16 protein-coding genes are annotated in these 16,636 nt (G+C 46.2%); 15 read left to right on the forward strand and 1 reads right to left on the reverse strand.

The window, feature by feature from the left end; all coding sequences use genetic code 11:
- The 9 genes from ACF8CV_RS18500 (at position 1) to ACF8CV_RS18540 (ending at position 11,619) form a co-directional block, all read left to right on the forward strand.
- Positions 1–1,230: a restriction endonuclease subunit S gene (locus tag ACF8CV_RS18500; protein WP_025611181.1), complete on the forward strand. Its 1,230-nt coding sequence runs from the start codon at positions 1–3 to the stop codon at positions 1,228–1,230.
- Between the two features lie 14 nt (positions 1,231–1,244).
- Complete coding sequence (locus tag ACF8CV_RS18505; RefSeq protein WP_392416413.1) at positions 1,245–4,484, forward strand: type I restriction endonuclease subunit R; 3,240 nt, start codon at positions 1,245–1,247, stop codon at positions 4,482–4,484.
- A 102-nt stretch (positions 4,485–4,586) separates the two neighbouring features.
- Complete coding sequence (locus tag ACF8CV_RS18510) at positions 4,587–5,441, forward strand: restriction endonuclease (RefSeq protein ID WP_182029149.1); 855 nt, start codon at positions 4,587–4,589, stop codon at positions 5,439–5,441.
- 93 nt (positions 5,442–5,534) lie between these two features.
- Entirely contained in the window at positions 5,535–5,816 is a 282-nt protein-coding gene (locus tag ACF8CV_RS18515) for a hypothetical protein (protein ID WP_025611290.1), read from the forward strand.
- Complete coding sequence (locus tag ACF8CV_RS18520) at positions 5,816–6,289, forward strand: hypothetical protein (RefSeq protein WP_001145412.1); 474 nt, start codon at positions 5,816–5,818, stop codon at positions 6,287–6,289. Before ACF8CV_RS18515 ends, ACF8CV_RS18520 begins: the two co-directional genes overlap by 1 nt.
- Before the next feature lie 118 nt (positions 6,290–6,407).
- Positions 6,408–8,558: a MobH family relaxase gene (mobH, locus tag ACF8CV_RS18525; protein WP_182029147.1), complete on the forward strand. Its 2,151-nt coding sequence runs from the start codon at positions 6,408–6,410 to the stop codon at positions 8,556–8,558.
- 48 nt (positions 8,559–8,606) lie between these two features.
- Positions 8,607–10,427, forward strand: coding sequence for a conjugative transfer system coupling protein TraD (gene traD / locus ACF8CV_RS18530; RefSeq protein WP_033931150.1), 1,821 nt, complete (start codon positions 8,607–8,609; stop codon positions 10,425–10,427).
- Between the two features lie 9 nt (positions 10,428–10,436).
- Positions 10,437–10,997, forward strand: a complete 561-nt coding sequence (locus ACF8CV_RS18535) for a conjugative transfer protein (protein WP_182029143.1) — start codon at positions 10,437–10,439, stop codon at positions 10,995–10,997.
- Positions 10,984–11,619, forward strand: coding sequence for a DUF4400 domain-containing protein (locus ACF8CV_RS18540; RefSeq protein WP_033931148.1), 636 nt, complete (start codon positions 10,984–10,986; stop codon positions 11,617–11,619). The genes ACF8CV_RS18535 and ACF8CV_RS18540 overlap by 14 nt, the downstream gene beginning before the upstream one ends.
- A 26-nt stretch (positions 11,620–11,645) precedes the next feature.
- Here ACF8CV_RS18540 and ACF8CV_RS18545 read toward each other — a convergent pair whose 3' ends face one another.
- Entirely contained in the window at positions 11,646–12,233 is a 588-nt protein-coding gene (locus tag ACF8CV_RS18545; protein ID WP_033931147.1) for a plasmid-related protein, read from the reverse strand.
- Between the two features lie 288 nt (positions 12,234–12,521).
- Between ACF8CV_RS18545 and traL the strand changes: the two genes are divergently transcribed.
- The 6 genes from traL (at position 12,522) to traA (ending at position 16,628) form a co-directional block, all read left to right on the forward strand.
- A complete protein-coding gene (gene traL / locus ACF8CV_RS18550; protein ID WP_000433891.1) occupies positions 12,522–12,803 on the forward strand; it encodes a type IV conjugative transfer system protein TraL in 282 nt (93 codons plus the stop codon).
- Complete coding sequence (locus ACF8CV_RS18555) at positions 12,800–13,426, forward strand: TraE/TraK family type IV conjugative transfer system protein (RefSeq protein ID WP_033931145.1); 627 nt, start codon at positions 12,800–12,802, stop codon at positions 13,424–13,426. Before traL ends, ACF8CV_RS18555 begins: the two co-directional genes overlap by 4 nt.
- The gene (locus ACF8CV_RS18560) at positions 13,410–14,306 is read left to right on the forward strand and encodes a type-F conjugative transfer system secretin TraK (RefSeq protein ID WP_392416550.1); all 897 of its coding nucleotides are present in this window, start codon (positions 13,410–13,412) and stop codon (positions 14,304–14,306) included. The genes ACF8CV_RS18555 and ACF8CV_RS18560 overlap by 17 nt, the downstream gene beginning before the upstream one ends.
- Before the next feature lie 2 nt (positions 14,307–14,308).
- Positions 14,309–15,598, forward strand: coding sequence for a TraB/VirB10 family protein (locus ACF8CV_RS18565; RefSeq protein ID WP_392416421.1), 1,290 nt, complete (start codon positions 14,309–14,311; stop codon positions 15,596–15,598).
- A gap of 74 nt (positions 15,599–15,672) precedes the next feature.
- Positions 15,673–16,245, forward strand: coding sequence for a type IV conjugative transfer system lipoprotein TraV (gene traV / locus ACF8CV_RS18570; protein WP_001944091.1), 573 nt, complete (start codon positions 15,673–15,675; stop codon positions 16,243–16,245).
- Entirely contained in the window at positions 16,242–16,628 is a 387-nt protein-coding gene (gene traA, locus ACF8CV_RS18575; protein ID WP_000180225.1) for a TraA family conjugative transfer protein, read from the forward strand. The genes traV and traA overlap by 4 nt, the downstream gene beginning before the upstream one ends.
- The last annotated feature ends 8 nt before the right edge of the window (positions 16,629–16,636 follow it).

Consider the following 16,636-nt stretch of genomic DNA (forward strand, 5'->3'; position numbering starts at 1 on the left):
ATGACCATTCAGACGAAGGCACCAGACATTCGCTTCGAGAACTTTAGTGGTGATTGGCAAGATAAAGAAATTGGAAGTATTTTAGCTGAGACAAGACGCCCAGTTGAGCTGCTCGATAACGAATTATATCAATTGGTGACCGTGAAGCGTCGCAACGAAGGTGTTGTGGCTAGAGCTTCACTAAAAGGAAAAGATATATTAGTAAAAAACTATTTTGGGATTAAATCTGGTGATTACTTAATTTCAAAGCGGCAGGTTGTTCATGGTGCCAATGGGATTGTACCAGAGAGTTTAGACAATGCTGTTGTATCTAATGAGTATCTTGTCGTAACAGATAGTGATGAAATAACTGCCAAATTTTGGACTGTGATTTCAAAGCGCCATCAGATGCATAAGCTTTTTTTTATTAGCTCCTATGGCGTCGATATTGAAAAGTTAGTATTCGATGTTACGGACTGGAAAAGTAGAGTCATTACAATCCCAGATATAACCGAACAAAGCGCTATAACTGATTATTTCCGGCAGCTAGATGGTCTAATCAACCAACACCAACAAAAGCATGACAAGCTTAGCAATATCAAAAATGCCATGCTGGAAAAAATGTTTCCTAAGCAAGGCAAAACGATCCCTGAAATCCGCTTTAAAGGGTTTAGTGGGGAGTGGATGGAAGTCCAATTTAAGAGCATTGCTGGAGTAAGGAGAGGACTTACTTACAAGCCAGATGATATCGCTGAAAATGGAATTATTGTTTTGCGTTCATCAAATATTAATGTTGATAGATTCGAATTAAGAAAAGATGACGTCCAAGTCAATAAAAATGCAGTGAATATTAACCGTGTTAAAAATGGCGACATACTAATAACATCAGCAAATGGCTCAAGCAATTTAGTTGGAAAACATGTTGTAGTGTGCGGCTTAACTGTAGATGCAGTGCATGGAGGCTTTATGTTGCTAGCCGAAACAGATGTACCTCATTTCTTAAATGCTTCAATGAATACATATTGGTACGATCGATTTCGTTCTATGAATGTATCCGGTGGAAACGGAGCTATTGGAAACATTAAAGGAAGTGCTTTAGAGGAAGAATATCTTTATATCCCTAAGAAGGAAGAGCAGATCGCCATCGGCAACTACTTCCAAAAACTTGATGCGTTGATCAACCAACACCAACAACAGATCATCAAACTTAATAACATCAAGCAAGCCTGCTTGAGCAAAATGTTTGTTTAGCAGGGAGCACAACCATGACGACGTTTAAAACCGAAGCACAATTTGAGCAGGCCTTTATCGAGGTGCTTACCCATAAAGGCTGGGAAAGCGAGATACTTAAAAACAAAACCGAAGCGGATTTACTGCAAAACTGGGCGAACATTTTATTTGAAAATAATCGCCAGCAAGATCGCTTAAACGATGTGCCCCTGACGGCAACGGAAATGCAGCAGATTATTGAGCAGATCAAAGAACTGAAAACCCCGCTCAAGCTTAATGGTTTAATCAACGGCAAAACCGTGGCTATTAAGCGCGATAACCCCGCCGATGCCTTGCATCTTGGCAAAGAAGTCAGCCTTAAAATCTATGACCGCCAAGAAATTGCGGCAGGCCAAAGCCGTTACCAAATCGTCCAGCAGCCGAAATTTGAACGCGGTAGCCCACTGCGTAATGACAGACGTGGTGATGTGCTGTTACTGATTAACGGTATGCCGGTTATTCATGTGGAGCTTAAACGTAGTGGCGTGCCGGTAAGCCAAGCGGTTAACCAAATTGAGAAGTATTCTAAAGAAGGTATTTTTAGTGGCTTATTTTCACTCATTCAAGTGTTTGTCGCTATGGAGCCTAATGAGGCCAAATACTTTGCCAATCCTGGGCTAGATGGCAAATTTAATCCAGACTACCAATTCAATTGGGCCGATTTTAACAACGAGCCCATGAACCATTGGAAAGACATTGCCTCGACGTTGTTATCCATCCCCATGGCGCACCAGTTAATTGGCTTTTACACCGTTGCCGATGATACCGATGGTGTGCTTAAAGTGATGCGCAGTTATCAGTATTACGCCGCCAATGCGATATCGGATAAGGTAGCCAAAACCAACTGGCAACAATTGGGTAGCGCTGCTAATAACCCAGACCGCTTGGGCGGCTATGTGTGGCATACCACGGGTTCCGGCAAAACCATGACCAGCTTTAAATCAGCACAGCTGATTGCCCAATCAAAAGATGCCGATAAAGTCATTTTTTTGATGGACAGAATCGAGCTTGGCACCCAGTCGCTGGCGGAATATCGTAATTTTGCGGGCGATGGTGAAGATGTCCAAGCGACCGAAAATACTCATGTGTTGGTAACCAAGCTAAAAAGCACGTCCCCAGCCGATACCCTCATTGTTAGCTCTATTCAAAAAATGAGTAATATTTTTGAAGAAGTGGATGATGAGGGCACTGCAACAAACTCGGCAGATATTGAAAAAATCCGCGCTAAACGCTTGGTATTTATTATTGATGAGGCGCACCGTTCAACGTTTGGCGACATGCTGATCATTATTAAACGCACCTTTCCCCGCGCCTTGTTTTTTGGTTTTACTGGCACTCCGATCCAAGAAGAAAATGAAAAAAACGGCAATACTACCAGTACCGTATTTGGCAATGAATTGCACCGCTACAGCATAGCTGATGGTATTCGAGATGGTAACGTACTCGGCTTTGATCCCTATAAAGTGCCTACTTTTAGGGACGGTGACTTAAGGCAGGCTGTCGCCCTAGAGCAAGCTAAGGCGGAATCGGTAGCGGAAGCCATGGATAATCCCGCCAAAAAGAAAAAATTTAATTATTTTATGAATGAAGTGCCTATGGCTGGCTACAAAGACGCCACAGGTAAATACCACAGAGGTATTGAAGATTATGTACCTAAAAGTCAATACCTAAGCGAGACTCACCAAGCCAAAGTGGTAGAAGATATTTTACACAAATGGGATGTGCTAAGCCAAGGCTATAAGTTTCATGCGATTTTGGCTACTAACAGTATTGCTGAAGCCATTGATTATTACCGTCTGTTAAAGGCTGCTAAGCCTGATTTAAAAGTATCAGCACTGTTTGATCCCAACATTGATAATGACGGCAGTGGTGACCGTGGGCCAACGTTTAAAGGTGATGGCTTGGATGAGATTATGCGTGACTATAATGCGCGTTATGGCCACGATTTTGATTTTGCCCGTCATGCAGCATTTAAGAAAGATCTAGCCGCACGCCTTGCTCACAAAAAACCTTATGAGCGTATTCATACCGATCCTACAAAACAGTTGGATTTATTGATTGTTGTAGACCAAATGCTCACCGGTTTTGACTCCAAGTGGCTGAATGTCTTGTATTTAGATAAGGTAATTAAATACCAAAACATCATCCAAGCCTTCTCTCGTACCAATCGATTGTTTGGCCCCGATAAGCCTCATGGTGTTATCCGTTACTATCGTTATCCGCATACGATGGAGCAACATATTAACGATGCGGTAAAACTATACTCTGGCGACAGACCCATAGGGTTATTTGTTGATAGGCTAGAAAGTAACTTAGAAGCAATGAATGAACTATTCAGTGATATTACCGAGTTGTTCATTAGTGCCGGTGTGGAAAATTTTGAAAAACTGCCAGAAGATGTTGAGGCGTGCGCAAAGTTTGCTGAACTATTTAAAGTATTTAACCAGCATCTAGAAGCCGCGAAGGTACAAGGTTTACATTGGGAGCAGTCGGTCTATACATTCACGACGGATGCTTCAACAGGCGAAAATGGCACTGAACATGAGGTTACTCTCGCCATTAATGAACAAACCTACCTGAGCCTTGCGCTGCGTTATAAAGAGCTCGCATCAAAAGGTGATGGTGGTGGTGCGGGTGGCGGCGATGTGCCTTTTGATATTAGTGGCTATTTGACGGAAATCGACACTGGAAAGATTGATGCCGATTATATGAATAGTCGCTTCGATAAATATTTAAAAGAGCTAAATCAGCATAATGATCAAGCCAGCATTGAGCTTACGCTCAACGAACTGCACAAGTCATTTTCATCACTGACGCAAGCTGAACAAAAATACGCCAAGCTTTTCTTACATGATTTACAGCGTGGCGATGCAAAGTTAATAGAAGGCCATACTTTCAGAGATTACATCAACACCTACAAAGACAATGCTGAAAATGCCCAGATTAATGCCATTGTTAATGCGTTAGGTTTAGATAAAAGCCAGCTTATTAGCTTATTAAACGATAGTGTTAATGAGAAAAACCTTAATAATTTCGGTCGCTTTGACGCGCTTAAAGACACTGTTGATAAGGTAAAAGCCAAAGTTTATTTTGAAAAATTAGATGGCCTAAGCATTCCGCCCTTTAAGCTTAATATTCGCATCGATCAGTTTTTAAAGCAGTTTATTTTTGCTCAGGCTGATGATCTCTTGAATGATGTAGTAGATATGCTTGATGGAGTAATGGAAGAGTCATGAGTAGCCAATCTCATTCGCTTTGCACTGTTAACTTGGTTGAGTCAGCTATCTCAGTGAGAGAGTGGTCGCTGTTTTTACGAAAAAGTTTCCAGGAGGAAAATAATGGTCACATTTGATCAGCTTATGCTCCCGCTAATAAAGGCATTAGTTAACCTTGGCGGCTCAGGCAGCATCGACGAGATTTACGAAGAAGTTGTCGAGCTTGAGAAGTTTGATGAGGGTACTTTGGCTGTTCTGCACAACCCCGAAAAAAGTAGCCAAACTGAAGTTGGGTATCGATTAGCTTGGGCTAGAACCTACCTGAAGAAAGCTGGATACCTTGAAAATTCATCTCGTGGCGTGTGGGCACTTACAGATAAAGCCAGACAGGAACCGGAAGTTGATAGCAGAGAAATTGTCAACTTTGTTAGAGCTCTGGACCGCAAGCCTGAACAGGCTAATGCTACGACATCTACTCCAGAACTGTCGTCCGATGACTCCCCAGAAGAGGCTATGCTTTGGCGTGAAAAACTGCATCATGTGCTAATTGAAGAAATGAGCCCGGATGCGTTTGAGCGACTAACACAGAGGTTATTGAGAGAATCAGGTTTTATCCATGTTGAAGTGACTGGCCGCACGGGTGATGGTGGTATCGATGGCAAAGGAATTGCCCGAATCAACGGTTTGATGAGCTTTCATATCGCTTTTCAGTGTAAAAAGTACAAAGGTTCCGTTGGGGCTCCCGAGATCCGTGATTTCAGGGGCGCAACCGTTGGTAGAGCTGATCGTGGGATGTTTATCACTACAGGTAACTTTACAAAAGCTGCGATTGAAGAAGCCAACCGTGATGGCGTTGCTCCAATTGACTTGGTTGATGGTGATCAGTTGGCCGATAAACTCAAGGAACTTAGTTTAGGCGTTAAAACAGAGTTAGTTGAAAAAGTAACAGTTGATCCTAGCTGGTTTTTAGGCCTTTAACTGTTAATCAGCACCAAGAGAACTCCAAAATGCATTTTCTAGTTCTTGAATATATGCGATTAAATACGGCCACTAACATAACGGGAAGTTAGAATGAATCCTGAAAAATACAATAGAAGTATAAGCTTGCTTTGCCCGACTTGTGGCTGTTCAGACTTTTCATACGAAGACGGTTGCGATGAAACAATACAAGTAATGACTTGTGCATCTTGTGACCGAGAGTTCAATAAAGATGAGCTTATTCAAGAGAATAGCGAAAATATTGATGAGCACCTTTCTGAAATCAAGGAAGAAGTTTTAAAAGACGTTCAAGACGAACTACGAAAATCTTTGAAAAAGGCTTTTTCTGGTAGCAAGAATATAAGGATTAGGTAATGCCGGTAACTATTGATGCAGGTGATGTGATAGCTGGATTAGCTTTCCTTTTATCTGGCTACGCAACATGGCAAACGGTAAGCTTTAATAAGAGGCAGAAGTCACTTGTCGAAAGCCAGGAAAAGCTAAACACCATTCTCTTGGAAAAAGAAAATGAAGATGCTCTGAAAGGAAAGCAAGCTGACCTTGGTGCATCAATTATAAAACTTGGCAGCAGTAAGTATCGGCTTAAGGTTTGGAATAAAGGTGCTGCTACTGCAAGAAACGTCAGAATTGAGTTCCCCGAAGGTAACGATTTAGTTATTGAATCAGAAGTGACTGACAAATTTCCGATGGAAAGCCTCGAAAAGTATCAAGCCGTTGAGCTAATAGCCGCTGTTCATATGCAAACGAAACGAAAGCATGTTGTTCGGCTAGTTTGGGAGGATGATGCCCAGTCTTACAATGAAAAGCTGTCTTATCCCACACTGTAATGTAACTGTCGGTTTTCTCACTAGAACGAAAACAACTACAGATAAATGCATGTTTCTTGCGACTATCTAACATCCTAATTGTTAGTGAACCTCCACACTATCGTGTCGGAGGTTCACTATGTTCAAAAACCTATTCTTTCAAACCAAAGCAATACCAGAGCTGTCATCGCAACTGGATACAGACATTCCACGCTATCCGCCATTTCTGAAGGGGTTACCAGCTGCGTCACCCGAGGATTTGCAGTCCACACAAGACGAGCTAATTGCTAAACTGCGTCAGGTACTTGGCTTTAATCAGCGTGATTTTCAACGGTTGATTCAGCCCTGCATTGACCATCTGGCGGCTTATGTCCACTTGCTGCCAGCTTCTGAGCATCATCATCACAGTGGTGCGGGTGGTTTATTACGTCATTCGTTGGAAGTTGCTTTCTGGGCTGCACAAGCTGCTGAAGGGCTCATCTTTGTTGCCAGTGGTACACCGGTTGAGAAAAAAGAGCTTGAACCAAGGTGGCGTGTTGCGGCGGCTCTTGGCGGTTTGTTCCATGATATTGGTAAGCCCGTTTCAGACCTGTCCATCACAGACGAAGATGGACGCTATCAGTGGAACCCTTTTTTAGAAACCTTATCCCAGTGGACCAGTAACAACAGTATTGAACGCTATTTCATTCGCTGGCGCGATGGACGGTGCAAGCGACACGAGCAATTTTCAATTCTGGTGTTAAACCGGGTGATGACACCTGAGTTGCTAGCCTGGTTAACTCAACCTGGCCCTGAGATTTTGCAAGCCATGCTGGGAGCAATTGGCAATACCGATCCCGAGCATGTCCTTTCTAAATTGGTCATTGAAGCCGACCAAACCAGTGTCCAGCGAGACCTTAAAGCTCAACGAATTTCCGTTGACGACAATGCCCTTGGTGTCCCAGTCGAACGCTATCTACTTGATGCCATGAGGCGATTACTTGCCAGTTCGCAATGGCTGGTCAATCAGCGAGACGCCAGAGTCTGGGTACGAAAATCAGATCAATCAACCCATCTTTACCTGGTTTGGAAAAGCGCGGCTAAGGACATCATTGAGCTGTTGTCCAAAGACAAGATACCTGGCATTCCAAGAGATCCCGATACCCTTGCGGACATTCTCATTGAGCGAGGATTGGCCACGAAATCCGCCTCAAATGAGCGATATGAAAGCCTTGCCCCTGAAGTGCTGATCAAAGACGACAAGCCAATCTGGTTACCCATGCTGCATATATCTGAGGCCGATTTATTGTTTAGCTCGAATGTACCAAGTAGCGTGACGCTGTTCAGCAAATCTGAGTGGGAAGCAACACAGCAAATACAAGCAGAGCCTCAGAGTCGTTCCAGTGAGCATCCAGACTTGCCTGAAGAGTCATCATCAATCGATCACTGCAATTCGTCTGAGTCGCCATCGACAAAATCGTCCGAACAAGATGATGAACTTCGTCATGCCAGTGATGTTAATCATCTTCAGGCAAATGAAAATGTTCCAGGTGATGGATGCGAAAAGCCTCACCATTCAAGCGATGCTGCAATCGCGAATAACGCAAACCAGCACCATGCAGAAGCATTGAATCTCCCTGAATCTTTGGCGTGGCTCCCAGAGGCCAGCAGTGCGTTGGTTATGGTTGGTGAACAGATACTGATCCGCTATCCCGATGCAGTAAGGCCTTGGTGTGCTCCTCGAAAACTGCTTGCTGAACTCAGTCGATTAGACTGGCTTGAACTAGATCCTGCAAACCCAACACGTAAGGCCAGAACTGTGACCTCGAATAATGGAGTTCAGGAGCAAGGGTTACTGCTGAAGGTATCGATTTCAAAAGTACTAACTGCACAGATAGACCTTCCCAAACAAGACGCAGAACCGGCGGCAGCAATTCAGAACGAAGAGGTTTTACAGCGTCCGAGTCGAACTAAGACAACTAATGCCCAAGCAAAAGAGCCCGCCACAACAGCGGAGCGTAAGCAAAAGCCGATTGCGGCCAATACTAACTCAAGTACAGACCCCAAACACGCGCAGCGCCAACAGATGGTTAATTTTGTGAAAGATTTGCCCATCTTACTGACCGATGGCGATTACCCAGACGTGGATCATAGTGCCGATGGTATTCGCGTCACGATTCAAACCTTACGCCAAGTCGCCAAGGAGCATGGCATTCCAGCCGGACAGCTACTTCGGGGGATCTCGGCCAGTGACGAATGCCAGTTTGATGAGGGGGAAACGGTTCTGTTTACCGCTCACGCTAAACGTTAATCCATTTGAAATTAAGCGGATTGCTAACGGTTATTTTGCGGAGCATGAATGAAAGAAAACGCATATGAGATGCCCTGGCGCACGAACTATGAAGCTATGGCAGCAGCAGGTTGGCTAGTTGGGGCAACTGGGGCAATTGCCGCAGAAATGCTGACTGAGTTACCACCTGAGCCATTTTGGTGGATGACAGGGATTTCCTCGGGCATGGCGTTGTACCGCCTGCCTGAGGCTTATCGTCTTTATCAGTTGCAGAAGGGGCTAAAAGGCAAACCATTGGCTTTTATGGCGCTGTCGCATTTGCAAAAAGTGATGGCAAAACATCCTGATGAATTGTGGTTAGGTTATGGCTTTGAGTGGGACCAACGCCATGCCCAACGCGCTTATGAAATCCTAAAGCGGGATAAGCAAACCTTGCTGAACCAGGGGCACGGTAAGCAAATGGGTTCGACCTGGATTCATGGTGTCGAGCCCAAAGAAGAAGATGTGTACCAGCCAGTTGGTCATACTGAGGGGCACACCTTAATTGTCGGTACGACCGGTGCAGGGAAAACCCGATGCTTTGATGCGATGATCACCCAGGCCATTTTGCGCAATGAAGCCGTGATTATTATTGACCCTAAGGGTGACAAGGAACTTAAGGATAATGCGCAGAGAGCCTGTATTGCCGCCGGTAGCCCAGAGCGCTTTGTGTATTTTCATCCGGGTTTTCCAGAGCATTCAGTACGTCTCAATCCCCTGAGGAACTTTAACCGGGGCACTGAAATTGCCAGTCGAATTGCGGCACTAATCCCATCTGAAACCGGTGCTGATCCATTTAAAGCTTTTGGCCAAATGGCACTGAATAACATAGTGCAAGGTCTGTTGCTTACGTCACAGCGTCCTGATCTGAAAACACTGAGACGATTCTTGGAAGGTGGTCCGGAAGGCTTGGTAGTAAAAGCCGTCACAGCCTGGGGGGAGCAGGTATATCCGAACTTTAGTGTGGAGATTAAGCGCTTTACCGAAAAGGCCAATACCTTGGCTAAACAAGCTATGGCGATGCTGCTTTTCTACTACGAACGCATTCAGCCAGTTGCCGCCAATACCGATTTAGAGGGGCTATTGAGTATGTTTGAGCATGACAGAACCCACTATTCAAAGATGGTGGCCTCACTGATGCCGGTGCTCAATATGCTCACATCAAGTGAATTAGGGCCACTGTTATCACCGATTGCAAACGATGTGGATGACAGTCGGTTAATTACGGATTCTGGCCGTATTATCAACAATGCCCAAGTGGCCTATATCGGATTGGATTCATTGACCGACGCCATGGTGGGTAGCGCCATTGGTTCGTTGCTTTTATCCGATCTCACCGCCGTGGCCGGTGACCGCTATAACTATGGTGTTGATAATCGTCCCGTAAATATTTTCATCGATGAGGCGGCTGAAGTCGTCAACGATCCCTTCATTCAACTGCTCAACAAAGGCCGAGGTGCAAAAATGCGTTGTGTGATTGCTACTCAGACCTTTGCTGACTTTGCCGCTCGTACAGGCAGTGAGGCTAAGGCCCGTCAGGTGTTAGGTAACATCAACAACCTGATAGCCCTTCGGGTGATGGATGCCGAAACGCAGCAGTACATTACCGACAATCTGCCTAAGACTCGGTTGCAGTACATCATGCAAACTCAAGGTATGTCGTCCAACTCGGACAGCCCCGCGTTATTTACTGGCAATCATGGCGAGCGCTTGATGGAGGAAGAAGGCGATATGTTTCCACCGCAGTTATTAGGCCAGCTCCCGAACCTGGAGTACATCGCCAAGCTTTCAGGTGGCCGCGTGATCAAAGGCCGCATTCCTATTTTAACCAGCTCTACACAGGCAGCATAAGGAGTCTGTATGCATCATTCTGTCTGTCTGAAAATGACAACACTTACCAGTAAAGAAATGCTCGCTCAGTGGCAGCAACATAACTCCCAGTTCAAGGAAACCTTAAGACTACTTGAAACCGACTGGCCTCATGCTTTGGCCTCAGTGCACTGTTTGGCGGACTATTTAACAGATGCGCTCACTTTAGATGGCCATTCCATCTTTGATTTGTGTCTGTGTAATGGCTTGGGGAGTTATGAAGAAGTCAGTTGTGATGATGACAGTGTACGCCTTTGGCATTTCATTGAGGCATTGACCTGGACTGCCGCCAGTGCTTTAACAGGGATTCGCCTGCGTGATCCTGACCATTTCGAGTGGGCCGCCGTGGATGGTGTGTATTTCTACACCTGGATTCGTAATCGTCCAAATCGGATGGCGTATCTGGCTGAAGGTCGCATCGCAGTGCGTTATGAAAGTGGTCATACGACGACAAAGCGGCTTCAACAAGTGATTAAAGCCCGGATTATGACGCCAACCGTTGCAGCCATGCTGGCCCGAGTAGAAGAGGATGTTTGGCATGAGCAAGCATAAGTCGGTTTGGCTGCTGTGTCTGGCACTGATGTTGGAGATTATTGCCATTGGCGTGTTAGTGCCCGGTGATTGGACTGGCCGGGTCATTAGTAAAGAGAAGCAGATGATCCAAAACCAATTGGGCGCACAAACAAGCTATTGGATTGGTCAAACTAGCCATAGCTGGTATCAGTCATGGGTTGTGGATACGCAGATGGAGCAATCTGTGCGTGATTTTCTGATCCCCACTGAAGAGCAGCGACTGCGCTCTAAAGGGATGGAGAACATGGGAGGCTTTTGGTTTGTCTGGGTAGAAGACCGTATTCAGGCATTTTTTGATGTGTTGTACCAAGTGTTCACTCGATTTGCGTTGCTGATGGTCTGGTTGCCCTTTGCGCTTATTCTCATGTTACCGGCGCTGTGGGATGGCTTGATGACCTGGAAGATTAAGAAGACAACCTTTGATTTTTCGAGTCCTATCATTCACCGCTATAGCATGATAATTCTGGGTTCAGGCGTCATCTTACTGTTTATGGGATTGTTCGCCCCGTTGGCTATTCCACCGGTGGTTCTACCGTCGATGATCATCGGCTTGGCATTGATGGCAGGGTTGGCGTTAAGCCACTTGCAGAAGAAGATATGAGGCCAGTTAGGCCTCATCTTGTAGAGCTAAAACCTTACGCCTACGGTATTGCCATTCTCGTCTTCCGAGGGCAAATGATAAGTATCAATAAGATGACCTTGAAGCCAAATATATTGCGGCATCCAAAACGAGTACTGTCGTATAAGAGCCAATACTTCTTTCAGCGGTTTGTTTGCATGAGACTCGGCTAGGCGAAAGTACATGAATGAACAATCAGATCGAAAGTACTCCTGAAGCTCTGAATCCGATAGCGTTTCTTTTAGCGGCCTGTTTTGTTCGTCGTCCTCATCAGGGGAATTGGCATAAATTTCGAATAGCTGCTTTTCAGTGAGCATCTCCAAGAAATGGTCTTCAATTAAGATCCCATCACTGGTATCGACATCCATACCATCTTTGACATCAAAAGCCATGACACATCCAGAAGATAATGCCACCTCTGATGGTTTCAGTACGTCATTAGCTTGTACAACCTGATGCCAATGATTAAAACCAGCAGATACTGCAATTTCATCGAGTGCTTCAGTGTGTGTAATGGATTGTTCACGTTTAAGCTTTCGTGCTTTTTGCTTTAAACGTTCAACCGTGGCAGAGGAAATGATTTTAGTAATTTGCATTGAGTTTCTCCTATTAGCGAATACGGTGCCCACTGCCGAGGTCGCAGAAAAAACCTAAGCAAAAAATAAATTTGATATGCATGTCGTCCCATCCGGGTTTGCTAAAGTGGGCAGCTGGTCTCGACACGACCAATATCCCCATCATATCAACCGCATCAAAAAGATCAATTGTTAGTATTGTCTGAGTAGAACCCTCAAAACCTTCAAGAATTCGGCATCTAGCTGACCACTGAACCTGCCAATCCCAAGGCATCCTTCACTTCTCAATTCAAACAACGAGGAGTGACTATGGAACCTGTGAGTATTCCGTCCTATATCGATGACCCGCCGCACTTCCTGCTTTGGAGTGCCGATGAGATGGCTCCCATTCTGTTGGGGCTAGTGATCGGCATTTTTACCGGTAATGCCTTGGTTTTATGCCTGTTGGGGTTGGTGACAACCAAGCTCTATCGGCGTTTTCGTGATGGTCGCCCAGATGGTTTTATTCTTCACGCCATCTACTGGGCCGGACTGTTGCCAACCAAAGCCAAGACGATCCCTAACCCATTTATCAGGAGCTATCTGCCGTGAAGTTCGACGTGTTTTTAAAATCATGGCAAGGCACGCAATTAGAGAACCGATGGCAACGGTTCCTGATTGCAGTGCTGATGCTATCTAACTTACTGCTTGCGGTTGCGGCATTTTCTCGCAATACCGTAGTGGCCATTCAACCACCAACCTTGTCTGAAACGGCTGAAGTGTCACGAAACCAGGCTACTCAGCCTTACTTGGAATCCTGGGGGCTCTACCTAGCTGAGCTTATGGGCAACGTGACGCCGGGCAATGTGTCCTTTATCCGGGTTGCTATCGAGCCGCTACTTTCACCTGCGGTGTACCAGCAAGTGGTCGATGCACTGGAGATTCAGGCAAGACAGATCCGTGAAGACCGAGTCACGCTCAAATTCCAACCCAGACAAGTGGAGTATGAGTATGAAACCGGCCATGTCTTTGTGACCGGTTATTCCCTGGTCTCTGGACCATCTGGAGATGAACAGCGCCAAACTCGCACCTATGAGTTTGACATCGATATTGAGCAATACCGTCCAAAGCTCAGTTGGATGGATACGTATGAGGGGCAAGCTAGAACGAAGCGAGTTCGTGAAAAGTTGACCCAAGAGCAAAACCGGAGGGTGAATGATGCGAACCAAAATTAGTCGATGGATGACACCAAGCTTAATCGCAATGAGCTTGAGTGGCGTTCTGTTATCTCAAGCGTCGTATGCAGACGTGGAATTGCCGATTGTGCCAGCCAGTGTGATGAAGCAGTCTGTTACAGCAAATCCACCGGTTCAAAGCAATTCGGTTGCAGCGGATACGCCAACAACGCTACTGATGACACCGGGGGTTAATGAACTGATCCCTGTAGCACTTGGTCATCTGAATCGAATTGTGACGCCGTTTGAATCGCCTCAGGTGAGAACAACCAGTGATGCTCAGACGCAAATCAAGGGGAATGTTGTATATGTAGCCACGGACAAAGAATCACCGGTTTCACTTTACATCACTCCGCCTGGTCAGGAAGCGCCCGCATTATCTGTCACCTTAGTGCCTCGTCGTATTCCACCGCGTGAAATTACCTTAGCTATTGATGGTAAGCAGTGGCCTATTAAGGGCGTCGTGAACCGCAAAGCCGCCACTTGGGAAACAGCTCAGCCATACGTTGATAACCTACGAGACTTACTCAGACGCCTTGCATTAAATGAGTTGCCACAAGGCTATGACATCCGTTTGGCTGTCCAAACTGACATAAGCCCTAAATGTTTTCAGCCAGGCTTAAAGTTTGGTTTTAAGCAGGGGCAAATTGTGACGGGACATTACTTCACCGTCTATGTAGGACTGGTTGAAAGCTTTGCCGATGAGCCGATAGAAGCCAGTGAAATAGCCTGTCATGCACCAGATATAGTGGCAAGCGCCTACTGGCCTCGCAATATCTTGTTGCCGGGTGAAAAGACTGAGTTATACGTGGTTGTTCGCAATCATCGTGAAGAAGCGGTGGAAAGTCAGCGACCTTCGCTTCTTGTGGGAGGTGAATAACGATGAAAGCACAATGGGAACAAATGAGCCCGAACATGAAGCGGGGTCTATCGGTTGCAGGTATTGCTGGTGGTCTCATTCTTATGGTGATGGTGTTTTCACCTAATCCTGATGATGGCTCAAGCAGTCGGAACCGACAGGAAACGATCCGGCACATTCTTACGGATACCAATACTCGTGATGTTGGGGTCGATAGTTTGGCTGCGAACGTAAAACTACTCAGTGAGCGCAATGAACAGTTACGTCGTGAAGTTGAGCGCTTGCGTCGTGACGTCGATTCAGGACGGCTAAGCTCAGGTTCGCCTTCTATACCAAGTGAGGTCAATGCGGAGTTGGCTCGCCTTCGAGCGGAACTTGATGATGTCCGCGCAGGAGGTGATGCAGCAGTTGAAGGCACAAATAGCCGTTTTGAAGTGCCTTTATCTGCCATGGAATTACCCAAAGACGAAAAGCCACTACCATCTAACCCAGACGACTATTTTGCCAATGCGCCGCTGCCAGATCCGCTCTATCAGCAGCCAGCCAGTGGCCAAGGTACACGAGCTCGGGATGTTCCATTGCCGCCAATCACGATTCGTATGATTGAGCCTGAAGTGGTTGTCGAGCCAGAAGTTGTAGTGCAAGAAGCGCTGCCTTTGTATTTACCGGCGGGCAGCATCATCTCAGGTACTTTGATCACAGGTTTGGATGCACCTACCCACGAGTCTGCAAGACGTGAACCTTTTCCTGCATTGCTGAGGATTCAAAAGGAAGCCATTTTACCCAACCGATTTAGAGCGGATATCAAAGAGTGTTTCTTGATCGCCGCAGGTTACGGTGATTTGAGCTCTGAGCGTGCTTATTTGCGAGGCGAGACCATTTCATGTGTGAGAGAAGATGGTGGCGTCATTGAAACACGGCTGGATTCTTATGCCGTGGGAGAAGACGGCAAAGCCGGTATTCGTGGCCGATTAGTGTCGAAACAAGGCCAGCTGGTGGCCAAATCGATGATGGCCGGATTCCTTCAGGGCTTGGCAGGCGCATTTGATGTGAATCCTGTACCAACGATTCAGACGGGTAATGCCGGTGATACTCAGCTGTACCAGCAAGTCATGAGCCAAGAAGCATTACAAGGCGCTGCGATTAAAGGCACAGGTAAAGCATTGGATCGAGTGGCCAAGTTCTATTTGGACATGGCTGAAAATATGTTCCCAGTCATAGAGGTAGACGCTGCAAGGAAAATTGAAGTAATCGTCACTCGTGGGGCCTCGTTGTCATTGGCCACTTCACAAGGGGTAGGTGCAAGAAGATGAAAAAATCCTGCATGTTGCTAACCGATCGAAGTCCGTTTCAGACAATAAGATGTGTATCCAGAGGAGAGTTAACCATGACGACATCAATGCAGAACAACCCAAAGCACCAGTCAAAACAGTGGTCTAAAGCTGGATTACTTTTATTGGCAGTCGGCTCAACCTTATTGTCTGGCTGTAGTTCATTGGGTCTTGGGAGTAGTGAATATGGATGCCCAGGTATGCCTGACGGTGTGCGCTGTTTATCCGCTCGTGAAGTCTATGAGCTTACTAGTAATGGCGCTGCACCCAAGACGATTGATGCTGTGGCGACTCGAATTGGTTCTCCCTCTGGGTATTCACAATCTGATTTAGAGACAGGACTGCTGAGCCATCCAGCATTACCTGAGACGCAGCAGTCTGCACCTATTCGCATTCCTTCAAGGGTGATGCGAATTTGGATTGCGCCTTGGGAGGATGACCGTGGAGATCTGAATTTATCCAGCTACGTGTTTACCGAAATTGAACCGCGCCGGTGGGATATTGGGGTGTCAGCACCTCGAACGGTTTCGCCAGTGCTACGTCCACTTCAGACTCAAAGCGATTCAGCCTCAGCGGGAGCTGATGGTAAGCGCGATAACTTGAGTATCTACGGAGAAACTAACGAATGACAAATGCAGTTCGCACCATTCAAACTCAGCGCCTAATGACCATTGGTGCGCTTGGTTTAATGGCGTTAATGATTTCGGAGCCCTCATTTGCGGGCACCGGTGGTGATGCTTTCACTGATGTGTGGGATACCCTAAAAGATTGGACCCAAGGTACTTTGGGACGGATCGTAGCGGGAGCCATGGTTCTGGTGGGTATTGTGGGCGGTATCGCTCGGCAAAGCTTGATGGCTTTTGCCTTGGGCATTGGTGGCGGTATGGGTCTCTACAATACGCCAACCGTCGTTGAAAGTGTTATGTCTGCAACCTTACCTGTTGTTGCTAGCACTCAAGAAGTCATTGGCACAACAGTTCCAGCAATCAGCGCCGTTTTACTGGGCACCTGATAATATAG

The sequence above is a fragment of the Vibrio sp. zbq_1 genome (assembly GCF_043102935.1).
Classification (GTDB): domain Bacteria; phylum Pseudomonadota; class Gammaproteobacteria; order Enterobacterales; family Vibrionaceae; genus Vibrio; species Vibrio parahaemolyticus.